This is a genomic window from Pseudomonas sp. B10 (genome assembly GCF_900156235.1).
In the GTDB taxonomy this organism is placed as follows: Bacteria; Pseudomonadota; Gammaproteobacteria; order Pseudomonadales; family Pseudomonadaceae; genus Aquipseudomonas; species Aquipseudomonas siliginis.
This window is the reverse complement of record NZ_LT707063.1, coordinates 2,358,648-2,373,473: the sequence shown is the minus strand read 5'-3', so window position 1 is coordinate 2,373,473 and position 14,826 is coordinate 2,358,648. Positions and strand designations below refer to the sequence as shown.

Sequence of the window (14,826 nt, the reverse complement as noted above, 5' to 3'; positions counted from 1 at the left end):
ATGCAAGGCGCTCATCTCAGACATCAGCCACCCGCACCCGGCCGCAAGCCGGTGCCGCGGGGTGCCAGCCGAATGGTGGCGAAAGAGCCGATGTCCGCGCGCCTGCCGAAAGCCAATTTCAGCTTTCTGAAAAGTCTGTTCTGGCCAGTGCTGCTGGTGGCGCTGGGCTTTGGCACCTACGAAGGTGCGCAGCGTCTGCTGCCGTACGCCGACCGGCCGATCAGCAAGATCGCGGTGCAGGGCGACTTGAGCTACATCAGCCAGCAGGCGGTGCAGCAGCGGATCGCGCCGTTCGTGGCGTCGAGCTTCTTCACCATCGACCTCGCCGGTATGCGTACCGAGCTCGAGCAGATGCCCTGGATCGCCCACGCCGAAGTGCGCCGGGTATGGCCGGATCAGGTAGTGATCCGCCTCGAAGAGCAATTGCCGGTGGCGCGTTGGGGCGACGAGTCGTTGCTCAACAACCAGGGCCAGGCGTTCACGCCCAAGGAACTGGCGAACTACGAACACCTGCCGCAGCTGTTCGGCCCACAACGGGCTCAGCAGCAGGTGATGCAGCAGTATCAGGTGCTGAGCCAGATGCTGCGGCCGCTGGGTTTTTCGATCGCACGCCTGGAATTGCGTGAACGCGGCAGCTGGTTCCTGACCACCGGTGCCGGCAGTTCCGGCCCCGGCATCGAGTTGCTGCTGGGACGCGGCAACCTGGTGGAAAAGATGCGCCGCTTTATCGCCATCTATGACAAGACGCTGAAAGAGCAGATTACGAACATTGCGCGCATCGATCTGCGCTACGCCAACGGCCTCGCTGTTGGCTGGCGGGAACCCGTAGCGCCGACGACAGCCCAACCCGCTGTCGCAAAGAATTAAGAAGAGGCAGGACCCATGGCAAACGTGCAAAGCGGCAAAATGATCGTCGGTCTGGATATCGGCACCTCCAAAGTGGTGGCGCTGGTAGGCGAGGTCGCGGACGACGGCCAGCTGGAAATCGTCGGGATCGGCACGCATCCGTCCCGCGGCCTGAAGAAGGGCGTGGTGGTCAACATCGAATCCACCGTGCAGTCGATCCAGCGCGCGATCGAAGAAGCCCAACTGATGGCCGGCTGCCGCATTCACTCGGCGTTCGTCGGCGTGGCCGGCAATCACATCCGCAGCCTGAACTCCCACGGCATCGTCGCGATCCGTGATCGCGAAGTCAGCTCGGCGGACCTTGAGCGTGTACTCGACGCCGCCCAGGCCGTGGCGATCCCGGCTGACCAGCGCGTGCTGCACACCCTGCCGCAGGATTACGTGATCGATAACCAGGAAGGCGTGCGCGAGCCGCTGGGCATGTCCGGCGTGCGTCTGGAAGCCAAGGTTCACGTGGTCACCTGCGCCGTCAACGCTGCTCAGAACATTGAAAAATGCGTGCGTCGCTGCGGTCTGGAAATCGACGACATCATTCTCGAGCAACTGGCCTCGGCCTACTCGGTGCTGACCGACGACGAGAAAGAACTGGGCGTGTGCCTGGTCGACATCGGCGGCGGCACCACCGACATCGCGATCTTCACCGAAGGCGCGATCCGTCACACCGCGGTGATCCCGATTGCCGGTGATCAAGTGACCAACGACATCGCCATGGCGTTGCGCACTCCGACCCAGTACGCCGAAGAGATCAAGATCCGTTACGCCTGCGCCCTGGCCAAACTGGCCGGTGCCGGTGAAACCATCAAGGTGCCGAGCGTTGGCGACCGTCCACCGCGTGAGCTGTCGCGTCAGGCCCTGGCCGAAGTGGTCGAGCCGCGTTACGACGAACTGTTCACCCTGATCCAGGCCGAGCTGCGTCGCAGCGGCTACGAAGACCTGATCCCGGCGGGCATCGTGCTCACCGGCGGTACGTCGAAAATGGAAGGCGCCACTGAACTGGCCGAAGAAATCTTCCACATGCCGGTGCGCCTCGGTGTGCCGCATGGCGTGAAAGGTCTGGATGACGTGGTGCGCAACCCGATTTATTCCACTGGCGTCGGCTTGTTGATGTACGGCCTGCAAAAGCAGTCCGATGGAGTTTCGTTCTCCGGCATCGGCAGCCGCGACAGCTACAGCAGCGAAGAGCCTCAGGCGCCGCTGCTGGACCGACTGAAAAAGTGGGTTCAGGGCAATTTTTAAAAGCAGCCTGGAGCGACAAGCTTCAAGCGGCAAGCAACTGCAGTAGATACACCGCTACAAACAGTAGTAGGCGAAAAAACTAGAGAATGTAAGGAGAGGGAAAATGTTCGAACTCGTAGACAACATCCCCGCAAGCCCGGTAATCAAAGTTATCGGTGTCGGCGGTGGCGGCGGCAACGCTGTCAATCACATGGTCAAGAGCAACATCGAAGGCGTTGAGTTCATCTGCGCCAACACCGATGCTCAAGCGCTGAAAAACATCGGCGCGCGGACCATCCTGCAACTGGGCACTGGCGTGACCAAGGGCCTGGGTGCCGGCGCCAATCCTGAAGTCGGCCGTCAAGCCGCTCTGGAAGACCGCGAGCGCATCGCTGAAGTGCTGGCCGGCACCAACATGGTGTTCATCACCACCGGCATGGGCGGCGGTACCGGTACCGGTGCAGCGCCGATCATCGCCGAAGTGGCCAAGGAAATGGGCATCCTGACCGTTGCGGTCGTGACCCGTCCGTTCCCGTTCGAAGGCCGCAAGCGTATGCAGATCGCCGACGAAGGCATCCGCATGCTTTCGGAAAGCGTCGACTCGCTGATCACCATTCCAAACGAAAAACTGCTGACCATCCTCGGCAAAGACGCAAGCCTCTTGTCGGCTTTCGCCAAGGCTGACGATGTACTGGCCGGTGCCGTTCGCGGTATCTCCGACATCATCAAGCGTCCGGGCATGATCAACGTCGACTTCGCCGACGTGCGCACCGTGATGAGCGAAATGGGCATGGCGATGATGGGCACTGGCTGCGCCAGCGGTCCAAACCGTGCACGTGAAGCCACCGAAGCGGCAATCCGCAACCCGTTGCTGGAAGACGTCAACCTGCAAGGCGCGCGCGGTATTCTGGTGAACATCACCGCCGGTCCTGACCTGTCTCTGGGTGAGTACTCCGACGTTGGTTCGATCATCGAAGCCTTTGCTTCCGAGCACGCGATGGTCAAGGTCGGTACCGTTATCGATCCGGACATGCGCGACGAGTTGCACGTGACTGTGGTTGCCACCGGTCTGGGCGCGAAAATCGAGAAGCCTGTGAAGGTCATCGACAACACCGTTCACACCTCCATGGCCTCGGCGCAGGTGCAACAACCGGCTCCGGCCCGTCAGGAGCAGCCAGCGGTGAACTACCGTGATCTGGACCGTCCGACCGTCATGCGCAACCAGGCTCAGGCCGGTGCTGCGGCTGCCGCGAAGATGAATCCGCAGGATGACCTGGATTACCTGGACATTCCGGCATTCCTGCGTCGTCAGGCCGATTGATGGAATGTATCAGGGCTATGAAGGTGATTGGTGTTCAGCAAAGGCATGGTCTGCTATCATCGCCAGCCTTTGTTGATACCAGTTCGCAATTTGCGCTGAAGCGGCCCAAGCCATGATTAAACAACGCACACTGAAAAATATTATCCGTGCCACAGGTGTAGGCCTGCACTCCGGTGAGAAGGTCTATCTGACCCTCAAGCCTGCGCCTGTCGACACTGGCATTGTGTTTTGTCGCGCTGACCTCGACCCTGTGGTGCAGATTCCTGCCCGCGCGGAAAACGTCGGTGAAACCACTATGTCGACGACGCTGATCAATGGCGACGTCAAAGTGGACACGGTAGAGCACTTGCTCTCGGCCATGGCTGGCCTGGGCATCGATAACGCCTACGTCGAGCTCTCCGCGTCCGAAGTCCCGATCATGGATGGCAGCGCTGGACCCTTCGTATTCCTGATTCAATCGGCAGGCCTGGAAGAACAGGACGCCGCCAAGAAATTCATCCGCATCCTGCGTGAAGTGACAGTGGAAGACGGCGACAAGCGCGCCACTTTCGTCCCTTTCGAAGGCTTCAAGGTGAGCTTCGAGATCGATTTCGATCACCCGGTATTCCGGGACCGCACCCAGAGTGCAAGCGTGGATTTTTCCAGCACTTCGTTCGTAAAAGAAGTCAGCCGCGCCCGTACCTTTGGTTTCATGAGTGACATCGAGTACCTGCGCAAGCACAACCTCGCACTCGGCGGCAGCGTGGAAAACGCGATCGTGGTCGACGCTGATGGCGTGTTGAACGAAGACGGTCTTCGTTATGAAGACGAATTCGTCAAACACAAGATCCTCGACGCGATTGGCGACCTGTACCTGCTGGGCAACAGCCTGATTGGTGAGTTCAAAGGCTTCAAGTCCGGTCATGCGCTGAACAACCAGCTGCTGCGCAAATTGATTGAGCAGACAGATGCGTGGGAAGTGGTGACGTTCGAAGACGCCAGCACCGCACCAATCTCTTACATGCGCCCGGTTGCGGCGGTGTAAGTAAAAAACCTCTCTAGTTTTTTGAAGGCCATCCTCGGATGGCCTTTTTTTATGCCTGTGATTTTTGCTTTGTCTGCACCGGCCTCATCGCTGGCAAGCCAGCTCCCACAGGTTTACGGGTGAGACAAAAATTTGCAGCGCACCTCAAATCCTTGTGGGAGCTGGCTTGCCAGCGATGGGGCCATTACCACCATTGCAAGACTTCAGGTTGATACCACCACCCGATTGCGGCCCCCTTCCTTGGCCTGATACAACGCCTTGTCCGCTGCAAACAACAACTGCTCCAGTGTCATCTCGCTCGCCGTCGTCCATGTGGCAATGCCAATACTCACGGTCATCGCCCGCTCAGCGCCTTCGACCCAGGGCAAGTTTTCCACAGCCTGGCGAATCTGCTCGGCGATCTGCTGCGCTCCTGCGCTGTTGGTCTCGGCGAGAATCACCGAAAATTCTTCACCGCCATACCGCGCGACCAGATCCGCCGGACGCCGCACGTTCGCGGTGATTACCTTGGCCAGTTCACGCAAGACTTGATCCCCGGCCTGATGGCCATGGCGATCATTGAAGGCCTTGAAGTGGTCGGCATCGATCATCATCACCGACAGCGGCTGGCCCGAGCGTTGCGCGCGGAACCATTCGTGGCGCAGGGTCTGGTCGAGCATGCGTCGGTTGGCAACGCCGGTCAGATCATCGGTGGCAGCCAGTTGCGCCAGTTCGCGTTCGGCGCGATGGCGCAAACGCAGTTCCCGGGCGAGCAGCCAGGTCAGCCACAACAGGCCCAGGCACAACACGCCGGTGGCGCCGCTGATCAGGATCGCCGTGCGCCGCCACGTGCCGAACACCTCCTCGCTGGACAGCGCGACCATCACCGTCAACGGCAGATTGCCGACCCGCGAGTAGGTGTAGAGCCGCCGTTGTTTATCCATGCTCGAGGTGCTGGTGAAACTGCCGCTGCCATCGCGATCGTTGAGAATCCGCACGACGTTGGGCCGGTTGCCGAAACTCTTGCCGACCGAATCGCTTTGCAAATAGGGCTTCTGCGCGAGCAGCACGCCATCGCTGTTGATGATGTTCAGTGTGCTGTCGGTGCCGATGTCGAGGCTTTTGAACAGGTCGTCGAAGTAGTCGAGTTTCAGCGAAGCCACCGCTACGCCGAGGAATTCGCCGGTCTGCGAGGAGATGCGTCGGCTGAAGCTGATGCGCCACTGATCAGCCTCTTCGCAATCGCAGCGGGTCTTGAACGGGCGGCTGATGAACATGCCGATGTCGCGGTTGAATGCGTGGGCGAGGAAATAATCGCGATCGGCGAAATTGCCCGGTTTCGCTTCGATGCGCGAGGAGTCGGCGATCACCTCGCCATGCTTGTCGAGCAGCAGGATGTCGCCCTTGAAGCGCGCGGTGGCAGAGCGATCAAACAGCGCCAGATGACGGATCTGCGGCGAGACGTTCTGCAGGTCGTCACGCTGGGCGGCGGCGATCAGGCCTTGCAGCGTCAGGTCGTACAGCTCGACGGTGCGCAGCACATCGGCGTCGATCAATTGCGCAATGGTAGTGGCGCGGCGCGTGGCGACTTCCTGCGCACTGGCGTACTCGCGGATCAGCAGGAAGGTGACGATGCACACCATCGCAATCACGGTCAGCAGGCTGCCGAGGATCAGCAGGCGCTCGGGGCGACCGGTAAGGCCTGTGATGGAGGGCGTGCGGCTGGCGATCATGATGGGGAGCCGGTTGGAGTGGTTTCATAAGCTTAGTTGGGCTGACGCCGGACGAACCTGTGGGAGCGAGCCTGCTCGCGAAAGCGGTGTGTCATTCAACACAGATGTTGACTGACAATCAGCTTTCGCGAGCAGGCTCGCTCCCACAGGGGAAATCACAGGGTCTGAAAAGCGCAGCGCCGATCTTAGAAGACGTTGACCGGGTAGTCGATGATCACGCGGTATTCATCTGTATCCGAATCAATCGCGCCGTAGCCGTTGCCGCCCCGGTTGGTCGCCCATTGCAGGCGCACCGCGAGATCCTTGGCCTGGCCGCTTTGCACGACGTACTGCAAATCGATATCGCGTTCCCAATGTTTGGCGTTGCGGCCATCGGCGCTGTACCAGCTGGAATAGCCTGCGCTGTTAGGGTCGGCTTTAGTCAGGTCCACCGTGCCGCGTGAATAAGACAGCGCCGAAGTCAGGCCGGGGATGCCGACACCGGTGAAGTCGTAAGCGTACTTGAGCTTCCACGAGCGTTCGTTCGGGCCGTTGAAGTCCGAATACTGCTGCGAGTTGTCTAGATAAACGCTGTCGCCCTGGCTGATGTAGTCGAACGGCGTGTTGCCGTTGACCCGCTGATAGGCGGCAGTGACGCTGTGGCTGCCGATGCCAACGGTGAAATGCGCACTCCAGGTGTTGTTGTCGATGTTGCCGAGCAGCGCATCACCGGTGTCTTGCGTGTGATAGAAGTGCAGGCCCGGGTTGAGGCTGACCAGATCGTTCAGTTGCCAGGTGTAGTCGAGGTCGTAGTAGTACTGGTTCCAGATGTCCTTGAGCTCGGACGCGTAAAGGCTGCTCGTCAGGCCCTCAACGCCGCTCCAGGCCACACCGGCCCAGTTCAGGTGCTGGCTTTCGTCGCCGTCGGCGAGGGTGCCGTATGACGTTCCGATGCGGGTATGACCACTCTGGTTATAGGGTTTGGTGAAACTGGCCTGGCCACCTTCGATCAGCCAGCCGTCGAAGCTGTGGTTGCTCAGGCTGATGCCACGAAAGGTCTGCGGCAGCATCCGCGTGTCGCCGCCGGCAATCACCGGGTTGGTGAGGAACAGGTCACCGGCCTTCAGCTCGGTATCGAAGGCGCGCATCTTCAACGTCCCGCCTGCGGTGGAGAACGAGCCCGGCGCTTTGCCGTTGCCATCGCTGATCGGCAGGATGCTCGAACCGTCGGTCCCGCCTCCGCCATCGAGTTTCAAGCCGAGCATGGCATGGGCATCGACGCCGAAGCCGACCGTGCCTTCGGTGTAGCCAGACTGGAACACGCCGAGAAAACCCTGACCCCACTCGATATTGTCGTCCGCCTTCTGCAAGCGGTTGCGATTCATGTAGTAGTTGCGGGCGTTGAGGTTGAGGCTCGAGCCTGCGATGAAGCCCTGTTGGGCAGACTCATCGGCGTGGACAGCGGGGGCAATCGTTGCGGCAATTGCAATGAACAGCGGGGTGAGGCGGGCAGGGTAAAACACGTGCGGTGGGGCTCCTTGGGTCAGCGGGCCGCTCTGTTTCTTGAGCGGCTTGATGTTTCTTGTTGTTACAGACGCAGCAGACGGCTTTCAGACCACAATGAAAAAAGGCCGCTGAATGGCAGCGGCCTGGAGTGACGACGGTTGAACGGGAAGAGCCAAACAACCGCGTCGAGGGAAACCTTTCGCGGTGAGACTCAGCTGTCTTTCTCGAGCGCTTGAGCCTGGGAAGTAGCAGCCTGCGGGGATTGCGTCGCGTCTTGAGCCTTGGCCATCACTTCGGCCTGATGCTGATCGAATGCCTGCGCGCGAGCGACGTTGTGCGCCACGAACGCTTGCGATTCTTCAGCCATCGCCATCGGCGACAGGATCAGTGAGGACAAAACGAATGCGCTGGCAATACCCATACTGTTGGACATCTTGAAAACCTTCTCGCTTGGCGAGTGCTGTTTGGTGCGGGCAAAGATAAGGTTGCCGGGGGTTGGGAAACAGCGCGATTTTCATAAATGACTGTTACAGCAAAAGCAAAGATCGGCACGGGGAACGACCCCAGTCTTTGCGTAATGGTGGCCTGTGGCGAGGGGATTTATCCCCGTTGGGCTGCGAAGCGGCCCCAAGAATTCCAGCCTCAAAGATTCTTGGACCTTGTGCACAGGATTTGCGACTGCTGCGCAGCCGAGCGGGGATAAATCCCCTCGCCACAGGGCTTGGCTCAGCATTCAGACCGGGAGGTTGATGCCGAAGGTGTTCATGCCACGATCACTGCGCACAAACACATCCCCGCCATGCATCAGCGCAATCGCCTTGACGATCGCCAGCCCCAGGCCGTGGTTGTTGCCGCTGTTGCTACGCGAGGCATCAACCCGATAAAACCGCTCGAACAACCTCGGCAGATGCTCGCTGGCAATCGGCGTCCCGGGATTGGCCACGCCAATGCTCACCTGATGTTCTTCAACTTCGATGCGCACTTCGATCACTTGACCCGGTTCGGTGTGCTGCACCGCGTTGCTCAGCAAATTGATCAGCGCCCGGCGCAGGTGCGCGACCTCGATCTGCACCTGCGCATCGCCGCTGACCTGCACTTCAACCTGCGCGTCTTCAAGAATGAAATCCAGATAGTCCAGCGTCGTCGCGACCTCATCAGCCAGTGACGTCGAGGTCAGTTTGGTCGCTTTGTTGCCCTGATCGGCGCTGGCCAGAAACAGCATGTCGTTGATGATCGAGCGCAGTCTCTCCAGCTCTTCGAGGTTGGATTGCAGCACTTCGAAATAGTGTTCGGCGGAGCGCCCACGGGTCAGTGCGACCTGGGTCTGGCCGATCAGGTTGGTCAGCGGCGAACGCAGTTCATGAGCGACGTCGGCGTTGAACGATTCCAGCCGCGAATAGGCCAGTTCAACCCGTTCCAGAGTTGAGTTGAACGATTCGACAAACTGCTCCAGTTCCGGCGGCAGCGGCGACAGACGCAAGCGCCCGGCGCGCAGCGGTGGTGCCAGACGCTGGGCTTCCTGCGACAGTTTGATCAACGGCTTCAGACCGATTCTTGCGACCCAATAGCCCAATGCAGAGGCCAGCAGCACCCCGACAATCGCCAGACTGATCAGGGCGATGAGCAAGTGATGCTGGGTCTGATGCAATGTCTCGGTGTCTATGCCGATCATGAAGCGCAACGGCGGGCGCTGGTCCTTGGCGGGGAACTGACTGACCAGCACTTTCAGTGGGTAGGATTGATCGGGCAGTTGCAGATCGTGCATGCCCAACGGGCCGTTGATGGCCGCGCGAATCTGCGGCGTAAGGTTGCCGTATTCGTAGCGCGGATCACCGCTGCTGATCCAGAAGCTGATGCGCTTGTCTTCTTCGCCGAGCAGCTTGAGCTTGTTGTTGATCTTCACCCAATGCTCCGGCGTGCCGTAACGGCCGACGGTGGATTCGAGCACGCTGTACCGCGCATCCAGCTCGGCTTCGGGCAACAATCCCAAGCCCTTGTCGACCTGTTGATACAGCGCGCCGCCAATCAACAGAAACACCACCAGTGCCACCAGCGTGAACATGCCGCTCAGGCGCAAGGCAATCGAGTTACTGGACACCACGGCTCTCCAGCACATAACCCATGCCGCGAATGGTGTGCAGCAGCTTTTCGTTGAACGGCCCGTCGAGCTTGGCGCGCAGGCGTTTGATCGCGACTTCGACGACGTTGGCGTCACTGTCGAAATTGATGTCCCAGACCATTTCCGCGATCGCGGTTTTCGAAAGGATTTCGCCCTGGCGACGGGCGAGCACGCTGAGCAGGGAGAACTCTTTCGCCGTCAGGTCCAGGCGCGTGCCGGCGCGGGTGGCCTTGCGGCTGATCAGGTCGATCCACAGGTCGGCGATGGTCACTTGTACCGGTTCGTGGCCGCCACTGCGGCGAGTCAGCGCTTGCAGGCGGGCGACCAGTTCTAGAAAGGAAAACGGTTTGCCGAGGTAATCGTCGGCGCCGTCGCGCAGGCCCTTTATCCGATCTTCGACGCGCTCGCGGGCGGTGAGCATGATCACCGGGGTCTGCTTGCGCGCACGTAATGCGCGCAGTACGCCGAAGCCATCGAGCCCCGGCAGCATGACGTCGAGGACGATCACGGCGTAGTCGCATTCCAGCGCCAGATGCAGGCCTTCGACGCCGTCGCGGGCAAGGTCCACGGTGTAGCCCTGTTCGGTCAGGCCACGGTGCAGATAGTCCGCGGTTTTTTCTTCGTCTTCGATAATCAGGACGCGCATGACCGCCTCAGTCTGTGGTCGCCAGTGCCGTTGCGGGCGTTGGGGCTGGTGGGTGTGAGTGCCGATGAAACAGCCGCTCGAGCCATAAGTATATGACCGGCGTGGTGAACAGCGTCAGCATCTGGCTGACCAGCAAACCACCGACCACGGCAATGCCCAACGGCTGGCGCAATTCGGCGCCGGTGCCGTAACCGAGCATCAGCGGCAACGCACCGAGCAGGGCGGCGAGGGTGGTCATGATGATCGGCCGGAACCGGGTAATGCACGCCTCGAAAATCGCCTCCTGCGGCGGCAGACCGCGCTGGCGCTGCGCTTCAAGCGCGAAGTCGATCATCAGGATGCCGTTCTTCTTGACGATACCGATCAGCAGCACCAGCCCGATCAACGCCATGATCGAAAAGTCCTGGCCGCAGATCCACAGCATGATCACCGCGCCGAGGCCTGCCGCCGGCAGGGTCGAAATGATCGTCAGTGGATGCACGAAGCTTTCATAAAGCACGCCGAGAATGATGTACACCGCCACCAGCGCCGCGAGAATCAGCCACGGCTGGCTGGCCAGCGAACTCTGGAACGCCTGCGCCGCACCCTGGAAATTGCCGCTGATCGCGGTGGGCATGCCGATCTCGGCCTTGGCCTGATTGAGCTGAATCACCGCATCGCCCAATGCCACGCCGGGGGCGAGGTTGAATGACATATTGGCGGCGGGGAACATGCCGTCATGGGCAATCGACAGCGGGCCGATGGTTGGCGCGTCAAATCGGGCCAGCGCCGACAGCGGCACCATTTCCCCACTGAGCGGCGAGCGCAGATAGAAATAGTTGAGGCTTTCGGCCTTGCCGCGCTGTTTGGTGTCCAGCTCGAGAATCACGTTGTACTGGTTGACCTGGGTCTGGAATTCATTGATCTGCCGTTGGCCGAACGCATCGTACAGCGCCTCGTCGACATCGCTGGCGGTCAGGCCGAAACGCGCGGCGGCGCTGCGGTCGATGCTGATATGGGTGATGCTGCCGCCCAGTTGCAGATCGTTGGAAATGTCGCGAAACGCCGGGTTGCTGCGCAGTTTCTCGGTCAGGCGCTGGGTCCAGGTGGCGAGGGTCGCGCCGTCATTGCTCTTGAGTACGTATTGGTACTGCGCACGGCTGGGGCCGGAGCTGAGGTTGATGTCTTGCCCTGCGCGCAAATACAGAACGATGCCGGGGACTTTCATCAGTTGCGGGCGGATGCGATCAATGAACTGGCTGGCGCTGACATCGCGATCGCCACGTTTTTTCAGGGCGATCCAGAAGCGCCCGTTGGCGATGGTCTGGTTGCTGCCGGAAACCCCGACCGAGTGCGAAAACGCCTGCACCGCCGGATCGGCTGCAACGATTTCGGCCATCGCCAAGTGTTTTTTCACCATGTCGCCGTAGGAGATATCCGCAGCGGCTTCGGTGGTGCCGAGGACAAAACCGGTGTCCTGCACCGGGAAGAACCCCTTGGGAATGAAAATGTAACCGGCAACAGCCAGCGCCAACGATAAACCGAACACACCAATCATCAGTTTCTGGTGGTCGAGGGCGCGGCGCAGGCCTTTTTCGTACCAGCCGAGCAAGCGCTCGCTGAAACCCGGTTTGGCGCTGGCGTGATGCACCGGTTTGCGCATGTACAGCGCAGCAAGGGTTGGCGCCAGTGTCAGCGAGACCACCACGGAAATCATGATGGTCGAAGTCGCGGTCAGGGCGAATTCCTTGAAAAGGCGCCCGACCACACCGCCCATGAACAGCAGCGGAATGAACGCCGCCACCAGTGAGAAACTGATCGAAACGACGGTGAAGCCAATCTCGCCGGCCCCCTTGATCGCCGCCTCGCGCATATCATCGCCGGCCTCGAGATGGCGATGGATGTTTTCCACAACCACGATCGCATCGTCCACGACGAAGCCGACCGCGACGACGATCGCCACCAGCGTCAGGTTGTTCAGGCTGAAGCCGAGGACGTACATCAGGGCGAAACTGGCGATCAGCGAGACACCGAGCACCGCCGAGACAATCAGCGTCGCCGACAACTGGCGCAGGAACAGCGCCATCACCGCGACCACCAGCAGGATCGCGATCAGCAAAGTGATTTCCACCTCATGCAGCGAGGCGCGAATGGTCTGCGTGCGGTCGATCAGGGTTTTCACCTGCACCGAGGCCGGCAGCATCGCTTCGAGGCCGGGCAGGGCGGCCTGAATGCGGTCAACGGTCTCGACAATGTTGGCGCCGGGCTGGCGGAAAATCACCAGATTCACACCCGGGCGATCACCGGCCCAGGCCTGCACGTAGGCATCTTCCGCACCGTTGACGACTTTGGCGACATCGCGCAGGTGAACCGGGGCGCCATCCTTGTAGGAAACGATGAGCTCGCTGTAGTCCTCGGGGTGGAACAACTGATCGTTGGTCGACAGCGTCGAGATGCTCGATTCGCCGTACAACGCACCTTTGGCCAAGTTAAGGCTGGTCTGCTGGATCGCCAGCCGAATGTCGGCCAGCGTCAGGCCGATGGCCGCGAGTTTGTCCGCCGAAGCTTGTACGCGAATCGCCGGGCGTTGCTGACCGGTGATGTTGATCTGGCCGACGCCGTCGATCTGACTGATCTGACGCGAGAGCAGGGTTTCCACCAGGTCGCTGAGTTCGGTGCCGGGCATTTGCGTCGAGCTGACGCTGAGAATCAACACCGGGCTGTCGGCCGGGTTGACCTTCTTCCATGTTGGCAGCGTCGGCATGTCTTTGGGCAACTTGCCGGCGGCGGTATTGATCGCCGCCTGCACTTCCTGGGCGGCGGTGTCGATGCTTTTGTCGAGGGTGAACTGCAAGGTCAGCAGGGTTGAGCCCAGCGCGCTGCTCGAGGTCATCTGGGTCATGCCGGGGATGGCGCTGAATTGCACCTCCAGCGGCGTGGCCACTGAGGAAGCCATGGTGTCGGGGCTGGCGCCGGGCAACTGCGCCGACACTTGAATAGTAGGAAATTCCGCTTCCGGCAGTGGCGCAATCGGCAAACGCGGGAAGGCAATTACGCCGACCAGTACCAAAGCGAACGTCAGCAAAATCGTCGCCACCGGGTGATCGATGCACCAGGTCGATATGCCTTTATGCGAGTTCATGGCTTCGGCTCCGCCTGCACCACTTGCGCCGGCTCGCTCATGACTTGCACGATCGCCCCGGGCTTGAGCCGCGACTGGCCGTCGGTCACCAGTACGTCACCGGCGTTGACGCCTTTGATGATGTCCTGACCGCTGCCCTGATAAATCATCTGTACCGGCACTGCCTCGACCTTGTCGTCCTTCACACGGTAAACGAAGTGTTGTTCGAGGCCACGCTGTACGACGGTGGGCGGAACCACCAGCGCATCTTTATCCACAGCCGTCTGGATTTTTACCGTCACCAGCAAACCCGGCCAGAGCTTCTGGCTGGCATTGGCGAACTCGGCCTTGGCGCGGATGGTGCCGGTGTTGGCGTTGATCTGATTGTCGATCAGGGTCAGCTGACCTTCGCCGAGCAGATTGCCGGTTTCGCCATCGGTGTCGGCGCCGATGTAAGCCTTGACCGGTGCGCGTTGCGGATCGCTGATCAGGCTCTGCAGGGTCGGCAGCATCTGCTGCGGCAGGGAGAACTCGACGGCGATCGGGTCGATCTGCGTGACGGTGAACAGGCCCTGGGTGTCGGTCATGCGCAGGAAGTTGCCTTCATCGACCGTACGAATACCGACGCGCCCGGTGACCGGCGAGCGAATCTGCGTGTAGGACAGCTGCACCTGCGCCGCATCGATCGAGGCCTGATTGCCTTGTGCCGTGGCTTTGAGCTGGTTGACCAGCGCTTGCTGCTGGTCGAAGGTCTGCTTCGACACGCCGTCGTCGACGCTGAGCAATTTGTAGCGCTTGAGATTGACCAACGCGACCTGCAACTGCGCCTGGCTCTCGCCCAACTGCGCTCGGGCCTGGTCGAGGCTGGCGCGGATCGAGCGGTCGTCGATGGTGGCGAGCAGGTCGCCTGCTTTGACCAGTTGGCCTTCCTTGACCAGAATTTTCGTCAGAATGCCGTCGATCTGCGGACGCACCACCACGCTGTGCAGCGAAAGCACCGAGCCGATGCCGCTGGTGTAACGCGGCACGTCTTTGGCGCTGACCGTCACCACCCGCACAGGAATGGCGGTCGGGCTGGCCAGTTTGGCCGGCGCCGGTTTCAGCGCGAACCACAGGCCGGCGGCTGCCAGCAGAATCAGGAGAGTGGCCAGCAGGATTTTGTTTTTCTGGATGGACATGCGCGGCGCCGAAGTCTGGAGTTTGGGCAGATTGACCAGTTATAAACCGCTCAGGCGGTCGGCAGGGTGACGGCTGGCTGTCAGGATTGTCAGTTTCGTTTGTATAGATGGGGAGTAGCA

The 14,826-nt window shown here is 60.6% G+C and carries 11 protein-coding genes; 4 read left to right on the top strand and 7 right to left on the bottom strand.

The window, feature by feature from the left end:
* The 4 genes from BXA01_RS10565 (at nt 1) to lpxC (ending at nt 4,466) form a co-directional block, all read left to right on the top strand.
* A complete protein-coding gene (locus BXA01_RS10565; protein ID WP_039761388.1) occupies nt 1–867 on the top strand; it encodes a cell division protein FtsQ/DivIB in 867 nt (288 codons plus the stop codon).
* 15 nt (nt 868–882) lie between these two features.
* Nucleotides 883–2,142, top strand: coding sequence for a cell division protein FtsA (gene ftsA, locus BXA01_RS10560; RefSeq protein WP_016773282.1), 1,260 nt, complete (start codon nt 883–885; stop codon nt 2,140–2,142).
* 103 nt (nt 2,143–2,245) lie between these two features.
* Nucleotides 2,246–3,442 (top strand): cell division protein FtsZ, encoded by a 1,197-nt coding sequence (gene ftsZ, locus BXA01_RS10555; RefSeq protein ID WP_016773283.1) that lies wholly within the window; start codon nt 2,246–2,248, stop codon nt 3,440–3,442.
* A 112-nt stretch (nt 3,443–3,554) separates the two neighbouring features.
* Nucleotides 3,555–4,466 (top strand): UDP-3-O-acyl-N-acetylglucosamine deacetylase, encoded by a 912-nt coding sequence (gene lpxC / locus BXA01_RS10550; protein ID WP_007916984.1) that lies wholly within the window; start codon nt 3,555–3,557, stop codon nt 4,464–4,466.
* Nucleotides 4,467–4,669: 203 nt separating this feature from the next.
* On the opposite strand, the gene BXA01_RS10545 is transcribed toward lpxC, so the two are convergent.
* The 7 genes from BXA01_RS10545 to BXA01_RS10515 form a co-directional block, all read right to left on the bottom strand.
* Nucleotides 4,670–6,178: a sensor domain-containing diguanylate cyclase gene (locus tag BXA01_RS10545; RefSeq protein ID WP_076564068.1), complete on the bottom strand. Its 1,509-nt coding sequence runs from the start codon at nt 6,176–6,178 to the stop codon at nt 4,670–4,672.
* 185 nt (nt 6,179–6,363) lie between these two features.
* Entirely contained in the window at nt 6,364–7,680 is a 1,317-nt protein-coding gene (locus tag BXA01_RS10540) for an OprD family porin (RefSeq protein WP_076564067.1), read from the bottom strand.
* A gap of 194 nt (nt 7,681–7,874) precedes the next feature.
* On the bottom strand, nt 7,875–8,096 hold the full coding sequence (locus tag BXA01_RS10535; protein ID WP_016773285.1) for a hypothetical protein: 222 nt from the start codon (nt 8,094–8,096) through the stop codon (nt 7,875–7,877).
* A gap of 300 nt (nt 8,097–8,396) precedes the next feature.
* On the bottom strand, nt 8,397–9,761 hold the full coding sequence (locus BXA01_RS10530; protein ID WP_076564066.1) for a heavy metal sensor histidine kinase: 1,365 nt from the start codon (nt 9,759–9,761) through the stop codon (nt 8,397–8,399).
* The gene (locus BXA01_RS10525; protein ID WP_016773287.1) at nt 9,751–10,428 is read right to left on the bottom strand and encodes a heavy metal response regulator transcription factor; all 678 of its coding nucleotides are present in this window, start codon (nt 10,426–10,428) and stop codon (nt 9,751–9,753) included. The genes BXA01_RS10530 and BXA01_RS10525 overlap by 11 nt, the downstream gene beginning before the upstream one ends.
* A gap of 7 nt (nt 10,429–10,435) precedes the next feature.
* Nucleotides 10,436–13,549: a multidrug efflux RND transporter permease subunit gene (locus tag BXA01_RS10520; RefSeq protein ID WP_076564065.1), complete on the bottom strand. Its 3,114-nt coding sequence runs from the start codon at nt 13,547–13,549 to the stop codon at nt 10,436–10,438.
* Nucleotides 13,546–14,706: an efflux RND transporter periplasmic adaptor subunit gene (locus BXA01_RS10515; RefSeq protein ID WP_076564064.1), complete on the bottom strand. Its 1,161-nt coding sequence runs from the start codon at nt 14,704–14,706 to the stop codon at nt 13,546–13,548. Before BXA01_RS10515 ends, BXA01_RS10520 begins: the two co-directional genes overlap by 4 nt.
* Nucleotides 14,707–14,826: the final 120 nt, after the last annotated feature.